Source organism: Mesorhizobium sp. M0478, from assembly GCF_040321305.1.
Lineage (GTDB): Bacteria > Pseudomonadota > Alphaproteobacteria > Rhizobiales > Rhizobiaceae > Mesorhizobium.
Genome location: NZ_JAMYRH010000006.1, coordinates 330,513 through 339,126, shown reverse-complemented (window position 1 = coordinate 339,126; position 8,614 = coordinate 330,513). Strand labels below are relative to the sequence as shown.

Here is an 8,614-nt window from a genome sequence, read left to right as displayed (position 1 = left end):
AGCTGTTCATCGGGCTCGCCCGCTCGGCGGCCGATGCGACGGAGTATTTCCAGATCCCGACCGGACGTGTGGTCGAGATCGGCACGCAGGTGGCGATCTGAGGGTCTCGAACGGATAAATCGTCGAGGAGGCTAATATGAGCGGCGAATTGGTGCTGGTCACCGGCGGGTCCGGCTTCCTCGGCGCTCACTGCATCCTCGAACTGTTGAAGGCCGGCTACCGCGTCCGCACCTCCGTGCGATCGGCCAGGCGCGAAGCCGATGTGCTCGCCATGCTCAAGGCAGGTGGCACGGAGCCCGGTGACGCCCTTTCATTCGCCCATGCCGATCTGATGGCCGACGCAGGCTGGCCGGCGGCGGTGGCCGGCTGCGATTACGTGCTGCATGTCGCATCACCTTTTCCGCCCGGCGTGCCCACGCATGAGGATGACCTGATCCTTCCGGCGCGCGAGGGCGCGTTGCGCGTGCTGCGGGCGGCGCGGGATACCGGGGTCAGGCGCGTCGTGCTCACCTCATCCTTCGCGGCCGTCGGCTATGGCAAAATGCGCGCGGATGGGCAGCCTTTCAACGAGGAAAACTGGACCGATCCGGCAGGCAAGGTCAGCGCCTATGTGAAGTCCAAGACGCTCGCCGAGCGCGCGGCCTGGGATTTCATCGCCGAGCAGGGCGGCGCGCTGGAGCTTGCGGTCGTCAATCCCGTTGGCATCTTTGGACCGGTGCTCGGCGCGGACCATTCGACCTCGACCGAATTTGTCCAGCGCATGCTGAACGGCGCCGTGCCTGGGCTGCCGCGCCTGTCCTTCGGCGTCGTCGACGCGCGCGACGTGGCGGATCTGCATGTTCGCGCCATGACCCACCCCGCCGCCAAGGGCGAACGGTTCCTCGCTGTCGCCGGCGATTTCATGACGGTCCGCGAGATCGCGCAGACCCTGAAGACGCGGCTCGGGCCGGCGGCGTCGCGCGTCTCGACGCGGGAGTTTCCCGATTGGCTGGTGCGCATCATCGGGCTGTTCAATCCGGAAGCGGCCCAACTCGCAACGGAACTGGGCAAGATCAAGAACGCCACCAACGCCAAGGCGGTGCGCGTGCTCGGCTGGGCGCCACGCTCGCGCGAAGATGCTTTGATTGCCACGGGCGAAAGCCTGATCCGGCTGGGACTGGTCAAGCGACGTAAGTAATTGTGCGGGAGGCCGAACCTTAAGGGCTCGGCGTCCCGCAACGGCAGCTTTCAGCCGGCCAGTGCAGCCTTGTTCGTCTCCAGAAACTGCTTCAGCGGCACCGACTTTCGGCCGGAGAGTTTTTCGACCGCGTCTGTCACCATGCCGAGGTCACCTGCGCGTGCGGCAGCGTCGAACGACACCAGCACCTTGGCGAAGGGTTCAGGCAGGCCGGCCGACTTCATTCCCTCGGTCAGGGCTTCGTCGGAAAGCTGGATGACCTTGATCGGCTTGCTGGTGACCTCGGTGACCAACGCCGCCACTTCGGCAGCCGTATACGCACTGGGGCCGGTGAGCGTGTAAGTCGCGCTTTCGCTGCTGTCCGAGGCGAGCCCCGCTGCGATCGCCGCCGCGAAATCGTCACGCGTGCCGTAGGAAATGGCGCCGTCGCCGGCGGAGGTGTACCACTGACCCGACGCCAGAACCTGCGGCAACGCCATGAACAGGTTCTCGTTATACCAGCCATTGCGGAATATCGTGTAGGGGATCCCGCTCGCCTTGATCGCCTGTTCGGTGTCGTAGTGGTCGGGCGCGAAAACAACCGGCGAACCAGGCTCGGGGTTGGGCATCGAGGTGTACAGCAGGTGGCCGACGCCAGCCTGTTTGGCCGCCGTCACCGCCGCAAGCTGCTGCTCGCGCCGCTTCCCCTGTACCTCAAGTTCGTTGGTCGAGATGACGAGTGCCCGGTCGGCTCCCGCGAAGGCCTCGGCAAGCGATTGCGGGTCGTTGAAGTCAGCGGCTCTGACGACGACGCCGCGCGCCGCCAGATCGGCAAGGTTGGCGGGTGTACGGGTGGTGGCGATGATGCGGTTTGCGGGGACCTTTAATGTGTCCAGCAGGTGGTTGATGACGCCGCGGCCAAGCTGGCCGGAAGCGCCGGTGACGAGAAGGGTTGCGGTCATGGGGGATCCTGAAATTGCGCCGGGTGGCGGGTGCTTCTGACAGTCTCAAAAAGAGACCAGCACTAAAATAAGAATTGACCGGCCACCGTAAAGAAGGCAGTTTTTAGGGAGGTAGGCACCGCCAGGGAACCAGCAGCCATGGACGGCAAGGTCGTCAATCTGAGAACCAAGCTCAATATATTCAAAGCCACCAGCGATGGCGCAAACATTGCCGATTGCCCGGTTCGCGACGTGATGCAGGGCGTGAACGGCAAATGGAGTTCGCTGCTGATGGCGGCGCTCGCAGAGCAGCCCTATCGTTTCGGCGAGTTGCGGCGCCTGGTGCCCGACATCTCGCAGCGCATGCTCACCCAGACGCTCCACGATCTGCAGCGCGACGGCTTTGTCCATCGCGAAGTGTTCCCGACCAAGCCGCCAAGCGTCGAATACAGCCTGACCGATCTCGGCCGTTCGATGTTCGGCGCCTTGCATCAATTGATCCTGTGGGCCGAACTCAACCATGGTGCGGTGCGCAAGGCGCGCGCTGCCTTCGACGCCGGTGGCTGATATTTTGGTCCATGCAGCAAAGGCTTGATTTGACAATGGCGCTGAAGGATTGTCCGGCCAGTAGTTGGGCGGGCAATGGAAAAATCTCTCGACATCGCGATTGCGGGCGCCGGCCCGGCGGGGCTCGCCACCGCGCTCTATCTCAAGCGCGCGGGCCACAACGTCACCATCTTCGAACGTTTCGAGGAACCCAAGCCCGTCGGTTCCGGACTGATCCTGCAGCCGACCGGGCTGAGCGTGCTCGCCGATCTCGGCCTGCTCCACGACATTCTGGCGCTGGGGAGCCGCATCGAGCGTCTGCATGGCGCCGATGCCTCGAGCGGCCGCACCGTGCTCGCCGTGCGCTACGACGCGCAGCCTGGCGGCCGCTTCGGGCTGGCGGTGCACCGGGCGGCGCTGTTCAACATGTTGTTCCGCGCCGCGCAGCGCCAAGGCATCGCCATGGAAACCGGTGTCGAGATCGAGGCGCTGGACGTCGGTGAGCGGGCAAGCCTGATCTTCGACAAGAGCCGAACGGTGGAGGGCCGCAGGGCAGGGCCGTTCGACCTCGTCGTCGACGCCAGCGGCTCGCGTTCGAAGCTGCGCCGGTGCCTCAACGATCCGGCCGAGCCGCGGCAGCTCACTTACGGCGCGTTCTGGGCCTCGCTCGGCTGGCGCCAAGGCTTCGACGAAAATGCGCTGCTGCAGCGCTACGACAAGGCCAGCGTGATGATCGGCGTCCTGCCGATCGGCCGACTGGAACCGGGCGCGGAAAAGATGGCGGCGTTCTTCTGGAGCCTGAAGCCGGCGGATGCCGAAAACGTGCGCGCGGCAGGGCTCGACGCCTGGAAGGCGAGACTGGTCTCGCTGTGGCCGCAGTGCGAGGCGTTCACCAGCCAGATCGACAGCTTCGACCAGCTGTCGCTGGCGCGCTACGGCCACCACACGATGAAGCTGCCGGCCGGCCGCAGGCTGGCCGTGATCGGCGATGCCGCGCATTCGACCAGCCCGCAGCTCGGGCAAGGCGCCAACATGGCGTTGCTCGACGCGGCAGCGCTCAGCCATGCCTTGGCACAGACGGGCAACGTCGAGGCAGCGCTGGAAAGCTACGCCCGGGCGCGGCGATGGCATGTCCGAATCTTCCAGCTGCTGTCGCTGGCGCTGACGCCGTTCTACCAGTCGGACGGCACGATGCTGCCCTTCTTCCGCGACAGGCTGGTGGCAACCATCGCCAAAATCCCGCCAGTGCCAAGCGTGCTTGCCTCGATGGTGGCCGGCACGCTGATCGATCCGTTCAGGCGGATCGGGCTAGAGGAGGTGCACTGGCCAGATCATCCGGCGGGATCAGGGTCGAGAGAAGCGAATTTCTCGCACGCAGGAATAGACGCAGCCGCTGCGGATAGTCCGGCGCCACGGCACCCTTGATCGAGGCGCGTTCGCTCAACGCCTTGCGCCAGGCCTGGACCCGCAGCTTCCCGTCCAGAATGCCGAAATTGCCGATCCGGTCGAAGGCGTCGAGATAGCGGAAGACCGGGCCGTAGACGGCGTCGACGAGGCAAAAGCGCTCGCCGTTGAACCACGGTCCGGCCTGGTCGGCCAGTTCGTCCTCCAGACGATCGAACATGGCCGAAAGTGCCGTGGACTCTGCCAGGAAGGCGGCCTCCGTCGAAGCCGAGTAGAACCGGCCGATGGCGTTCAATGTCGCCGAGCCGAACTCGATCCAGGCGCGATGCCTGGCGCGGGCGTAGGCGTCGGCCGGATGCAGAGGATTGGCTTGCGTCTCCTCGAGGAATTCGAGAATGACGGCGGATTCGAAGATCACCGTCTCCTCGCCATTTGCCTGGACGATCAGCAGCGGCACCTTGCCCAGCGGCGAAATCGCCTTGAACCAGTCCGGCTTGTTGGTGAGGTCGATGGTGACACGCTCAAACGGCACGCCTTTCTCGGCCAGCGAGATCGCCGCGCGCTGCACATAGGGGCATAGATGATGGCTGACGAGAATGAGCTTGCCAGTCATTTCATTCTTCTCAGGCATTTCATTCTTCTCAAGCATGTCACTCTCCCCAGACATAGTTCAACGCGCCGTCCTCGACGCGCGTCGACAGGAACATCAGTCGCGACGCTTTTGGCGCCGGACCTTCGATCCGGTCGCCTGATGTCATGTCGAAGGCGGCGCCGTGCCATTGGCAGACCAGCTTGCCGTCCTTGCAGTCGAGCGGCCCGCCGAAATGCAGGCAGACATTGGCGGCGGCGCGGATGCGCTCACCGCTGCGCCAAATATGGACCTCGCGGCCGAAGAATGGCGCGATCAGGCTGCCCGTCTGTGGGACGTCGGCGACTTTGCAGATTTCGTGTTTCATGGATCTTTCCCGGATTGATGCAGTTGCATGCATATAGATGCAAGTGCATCGATCGTCAAGCTTGATGCTAGTGCATCGATCGTCAAGCTTGATGCAACTGCATCTATCGCCTAGGATGGGTCATGACCAAAACAACCACGCCTTCGCCCGAAGCCGTCAAGGCCTGGGCCCGCCTGATGCGGGTTTCGCGCCAGCTCATCGAAAAGGCGGAAGAGGCTTTGAAGACCAGCGGCTTGCCGCCGCTCGACTGGTATGACGTGCTGCATGAACTCGCCGAGGCGGGTGAGGGCGGGCTGCGGCCATTCCAGCTAACCGAGCGCACACTGTTTGCGCAGTATAATATCTCGCGGCTTCTGGCGCGGCTCGAGGCCGAAGGACTGGTCGAGAAACTCAGGGTTGCCGATGACGGCCGCGGCCAGACCATCCGCATCTCGGCCAAGGGCCGTCAGACGCGGCGACGGATGTGGGCTGTCTATGGACGGTCGATTGCGGAATTGGTCGGCGCAAAACTCTCCGCGGAGGAGCTGAAGATACTGGCGAGCCTGCTTGGAGAGCTGCGCCATCCGCCCGCCGATGATTGATCCGTCAGAATCTCGTGGTTTGCTCGGCGGCTCTCACGTCGACGATTTTTCTACCGAACCCCTTGCGTCGAGCACAGGATTGCGCAATATGCCGAACCGTAACGTACGGTACGCCGTTTGAGGCGACCCGGCGACCTCATCGAATGGGCAGGAAATTGTTGCAGGCAAGGGCCGAGATCGATACCAGCGAAGTGCTGACAGAGCGGCAAAAGGCCGTCCTGGACGCGGCTTTGCGGCTGCTGGTCGAGGAGGGCGACAATCTGACCATGACGGCGGTGGCGCGCCGCGCCAGCTGCTCGAAGGAAACGCTCTACAAATGGTTCGGCGACCGCGACGGACTGCTGACGGCGACCGTGCAGTGGCAGGCATCGAAAGTGCGCGTGGTGCCGGTCGACGGTGAGCGGCTCGATCTTGCCTCGCTGACGGCAAGCCTGGAAGGCTTCGCCTCGGACTGGCTGAAGGTGATTTCGAGCGATACCTCGATCGCGCTGAACCGCGTCGCGATCGGCCATGCCGGATCCGGAAAGGACGATCTCGGCGCGATCGTGCTGGAGAATGGCCGTTTCGCGCTGGCCAGACGGTTGAAGCCGGTGCTGCTTGCCGGCAAGCAGGCCGGGCTGCTCGACTTTACGGACGCCGAAATGGCGTTCCGGACCTTTTTCGGGCTGGTCGCCCGCGACGTGCAGATCCGTCTGCTGCTCGGCGACAGGCTGGAATTGACTGAAGCGGCGATCGGCGGCGATGCCGCCCGGGCGACGCAGCAGTTTCTCGCTCTTTATGGAGCAAAAACCGGGCCGCAAGGCCTCTAATCTCTGTGGGAAGGAAGCAAAAGATGCGTGTCTATTACGATCGCGACGCCGATCTCAATCTGATCAAGGGCAAGAAGGTCGCCATTATCGGCTATGGCAGCCAGGGCCGGGCGCACGCGCTCAACCTCAAGGATTCCGGCGCCAAGGAAATCGCCATCGGCCTCAAGGCGGGATCGGCGACCGCCAAGAAGGTCGAGGCTGACGGGCTCAAGGTGATGAGCGTGGCGGACGCTGCCAAATGGGCCGATTTGATGATGATGGCGACGCCTGACGAATTGCAGGCCGACATCTACAAAAACGAAATCGCGCCAAACATTCGTGACGGCGCCGCGATTGCCTTCGCGCACGGCCTCAACGTGCATTTCGGCCTCATCGAGCCGAAGTCGACCGTCGATGTCGTCATGATCGCGCCGAAAGGCCCCGGCCACACGGTGCGCGGCGAATACCAGAAGGGCGGCGGCGTGCCGTGCCTGGTCGCCGTCAACCAGGATGCTTCCGGCAACGCGCTCGATCTCGCTCTGTCCTACGCCTGCGGCGTCGGCGGCGGCCGTTCGGGCATCATCGAGACCAATTTCCGCGAGGAATGCGAGACCGATCTGTTTGGCGAGCAGGTCGTGCTCTGCGGCGGCCTGGTCGAACTGATCCGCGCCGGTTTTGAGACGCTGGTGGAAGCCGGCTATGCGCCCGAAATGGCCTATTTCGAGTGCCTGCACGAGGTCAAGCTGATCGTCGACCTGATTTATGAAGGCGGCATCGCCAACATGAACTACTCGATCTCGAACACGGCCGAATGGGGCGAATATGTCTCTGGCCCGCGCATCATCACCGCCGAGACCAAGGCCGAGATGAAGCGCGTGCTGAAGGACATCCAGACCGGTAAGTTCACCTCGGAATGGATGCAGGAATACCGCGCCGGCATGTCGCGCTTCAAAGGCATCCGCCGCAACAATGACAGCCACCAGATCGAGGAAGTCGGCGCCAAGCTGCGCGCCATGATGCCCTGGATTTCCAAGAACAAGCTGGTCGACAAGGCCAAGAACTAACCCGCAGTCGTCGGGATTGGGAGCAAAGAGCCGGCGGAGCGATCCGCCGGCTCTTTCATGCCGGTTTATCGATCAGGATACTCAGCCATAGTGCCAATGGGGCTTCGGCTCGGTGCCGGTGAACTCGACGCCGATGCGGTCGTCGCGGCGCCAGCGCACGATGGCCTTGTAGCCGATGCCGTCGACCGGCACATAGAGCAGGAACTCGTCCGGGACGCGCGCGTCTATAGACACTTTCAGCTCGGCGCCGCCGGCATGCATGTTGCGCACCGTGCACTTGACCTCGGAATTGGTGAGGCCGGTCAGAATCGTCGCGCCTTTCAGCACGCGCTGCCGGTGTTTGTTTCGCAATTCGTTGTCGGCCATGACGGCACGTCCTTCGCGACCGGATCGGCGCGATCGTCAGATGGGGCACGATATCACGGATAGGCTGAGCCGATAAACATATGGTTAGCGGTGACCGAGACCAGCCGTCTTTCCCAAATGAAAACGGCGCCGCGATGGGGCGGCGCCGTCGTGTATTGTCGTTTATAGGTCAGCTGTAGGGCGACCAGCATTGCTGGCGCGGGCCACCATAGGGCTGGAACGTGTTGTCCCAGGCCCGGTAGGACCGATAGCGGTCGTAGCACCACTGGACATGGGCGCTGGACAGACGCTGCGTGCGGTAATAGCGGCGGGGCGCCGGCTGCACGTAATAGCCGTCATTGTAATAGCCGTTGTTGTAGTAGCCGTTGTTGTAGATGCTGCCGAGGCCGAGACCCAGGCCGAGGCCGAGAACTGCTGCGGCGCCGCTGTCAAAATCACGGCCGCGATGGTGACGGTGATGGCGCCAGCGCCAGTTGTCGCCGCCGTTCCAGTTGCCGCCATTCCAGTTGCCGTTGTTCCAGTTGCCTGACCGGGCAAAGTGACGGCCGTCGTGGCGGCGCCACTGCCAATCGTTGAAGGAGCGGCGGTCATTGCCGCCCGCCCAGCTGTCGCGAACCGGTGTGATGTCAGACAATGCGGTGCTTGTCGGCACCGCCAGGTTTGGCTGCAGGATCGGGCCGGCGGCGGATGGCGCCGTGAGACCCGAGAAAAGACCGAGCGCTAACAGCCCGGATTTGACTGTGGACGAAAAGAGCGAGCTCATTGCACTCTCCAAGTGATACAGGCCCCACGCCCGGATACCCCAGGGAAGT

At 63.5% G+C, this 8,614-nt stretch carries 11 protein-coding genes and 1 pseudogene; 7 read left to right on the top strand and 5 right to left on the bottom strand.

Annotation, left to right across the window (positions count from 1 at the left end; all coding sequences use genetic code 11):
- Together NKI64_RS32140 and NKI64_RS17545 are read left to right on the top strand one after the other, a co-directional pair.
- Positions 1 to 101: KUP/HAK/KT family potassium transporter (locus tag NKI64_RS32140; RefSeq protein WP_502898780.1), on the top strand; the 101-nt coding region annotated here is incomplete at its 5' end.
- Between the two features lie 35 nt (positions 102 to 136).
- On the top strand, positions 137 to 1,177 hold the full coding sequence (locus NKI64_RS17545; RefSeq protein ID WP_352668956.1) for an SDR family oxidoreductase: 1,041 nt from the start codon (positions 137 to 139) through the stop codon (positions 1,175 to 1,177).
- Between the two features lie 50 nt (positions 1,178 to 1,227).
- Here the strand turns inward: NKI64_RS17545 and NKI64_RS17540 are convergent, their stop codons facing one another.
- Positions 1,228 to 2,118, bottom strand: a complete 891-nt coding sequence (locus NKI64_RS17540; protein WP_352546092.1) for an SDR family oxidoreductase — start codon at positions 2,116 to 2,118, stop codon at positions 1,228 to 1,230.
- Between the two features lie 138 nt (positions 2,119 to 2,256).
- Here NKI64_RS17540 and NKI64_RS17535 point away from each other — a divergent pair, with 138 nt between their 5' ends.
- Positions 2,257 to 2,664 (top strand): winged helix-turn-helix transcriptional regulator, encoded by a 408-nt coding sequence (locus NKI64_RS17535; RefSeq protein ID WP_023690335.1) that lies wholly within the window; start codon positions 2,257 to 2,259, stop codon positions 2,662 to 2,664.
- Positions 2,665 to 2,739: 75 nt separating this feature from the next.
- A pseudogene (locus tag NKI64_RS17530) lies at positions 2,740 to 3,975 on the top strand (FAD-dependent oxidoreductase); the annotation flags it as partial.
- Here the strand turns inward: NKI64_RS17530 and NKI64_RS17525 are convergent.
- Both NKI64_RS17525 and NKI64_RS17520 read right to left on the bottom strand, forming a co-directional pair.
- Positions 3,938 to 4,696 carry a glutathione S-transferase family protein gene (locus NKI64_RS17525; protein WP_352668953.1) on the bottom strand — a complete coding sequence of 253 codons (759 nt, stop codon included), beginning with the start codon at positions 4,694 to 4,696 and terminating at the stop codon, positions 3,938 to 3,940. The pseudogene NKI64_RS17530 and the gene NKI64_RS17525 sit on opposite strands and share 38 nt — an antisense overlap.
- Position 4,697: 1 nt before the next feature.
- Entirely contained in the window at positions 4,698 to 5,003 is a 306-nt protein-coding gene (locus NKI64_RS17520) for a Rieske (2Fe-2S) protein (RefSeq protein ID WP_023690332.1), read from the bottom strand.
- A 122-nt stretch (positions 5,004 to 5,125) separates the two neighbouring features.
- Here NKI64_RS17520 and NKI64_RS17515 point away from each other — a divergent pair, with 122 nt between their 5' ends.
- From NKI64_RS17515 to ilvC, 3 genes are all read left to right on the top strand, one after another.
- Positions 5,126 to 5,584, top strand: coding sequence for a MarR family winged helix-turn-helix transcriptional regulator (locus tag NKI64_RS17515; RefSeq protein ID WP_023690331.1), 459 nt, complete (start codon positions 5,126 to 5,128; stop codon positions 5,582 to 5,584).
- 143 nt (positions 5,585 to 5,727) lie between these two features.
- Positions 5,728 to 6,393: a TetR/AcrR family transcriptional regulator gene (locus NKI64_RS17510; protein WP_245270422.1), complete on the top strand. Its 666-nt coding sequence runs from the start codon at positions 5,728 to 5,730 to the stop codon at positions 6,391 to 6,393.
- Positions 6,394 to 6,416: 23 nt separating this feature from the next.
- The gene (gene ilvC, locus NKI64_RS17505) at positions 6,417 to 7,436 is read left to right on the top strand and encodes a ketol-acid reductoisomerase (RefSeq protein WP_013531065.1); all 1,020 of its coding nucleotides are present in this window, start codon (positions 6,417 to 6,419) and stop codon (positions 7,434 to 7,436) included.
- Positions 7,437 to 7,517: 81 nt separating this feature from the next.
- Here ilvC and NKI64_RS17500 read toward each other — a convergent pair whose 3' ends face one another.
- Both NKI64_RS17500 and NKI64_RS17495 read right to left on the bottom strand, forming a co-directional pair.
- The gene (locus NKI64_RS17500) at positions 7,518 to 7,802 is read right to left on the bottom strand and encodes a PilZ domain-containing protein (RefSeq protein WP_023685169.1); all 285 of its coding nucleotides are present in this window, start codon (positions 7,800 to 7,802) and stop codon (positions 7,518 to 7,520) included.
- Positions 7,803 to 7,971: 169 nt separating this feature from the next.
- Positions 7,972 to 8,565: a BA14K family protein gene (locus tag NKI64_RS17495; RefSeq protein WP_023698358.1), complete on the bottom strand. Its 594-nt coding sequence runs from the start codon at positions 8,563 to 8,565 to the stop codon at positions 7,972 to 7,974.
- Between the last annotated feature and the right edge of the window lie 49 nt (positions 8,566 to 8,614).

Excerpts from the sequence above, each read along its gene's own strand:
- NKI64_RS17510 (WP_245270422.1), top strand. The coding sequence starts at position 5,728 with ATGGGCAGGAAATTGTTGCAGGCAAGGGCCGAGATCGATACCAGCGAA.
- NKI64_RS17525 (WP_352668953.1), bottom strand. The coding sequence starts at position 4,696 with ATGCTTGAGAAGAATGAAATGCCTGAGAAGAATGAAATGACTGGCAAG.
- NKI64_RS17500 (WP_023685169.1), bottom strand. The coding sequence starts at position 7,802 with ATGGCCGACAACGAATTGCGAAACAAACACCGGCAGCGCGTGCTGAAA.
- NKI64_RS17540 (WP_352546092.1), bottom strand. The coding sequence starts at position 2,118 with ATGACCGCAACCCTTCTCGTCACCGGCGCTTCCGGCCAGCTTGGCCGC.
- ilvC (WP_013531065.1), top strand. The coding sequence starts at position 6,417 with ATGCGTGTCTATTACGATCGCGACGCCGATCTCAATCTGATCAAGGGC.
- NKI64_RS17520 (WP_023690332.1), bottom strand. The coding sequence starts at position 5,003 with ATGAAACACGAAATCTGCAAAGTCGCCGACGTCCCACAGACGGGCAGC.
- NKI64_RS17545 (WP_352668956.1), top strand. The coding sequence starts at position 137 with ATGAGCGGCGAATTGGTGCTGGTCACCGGCGGGTCCGGCTTCCTCGGC.
- NKI64_RS17535 (WP_023690335.1), top strand. The coding sequence starts at position 2,257 with ATGGACGGCAAGGTCGTCAATCTGAGAACCAAGCTCAATATATTCAAA.
- NKI64_RS17495 (WP_023698358.1), bottom strand. The coding sequence starts at position 8,565 with ATGAGCTCGCTCTTTTCGTCCACAGTCAAATCCGGGCTGTTAGCGCTC.
- NKI64_RS17515 (WP_023690331.1), top strand. The coding sequence starts at position 5,126 with ATGACCAAAACAACCACGCCTTCGCCCGAAGCCGTCAAGGCCTGGGCC.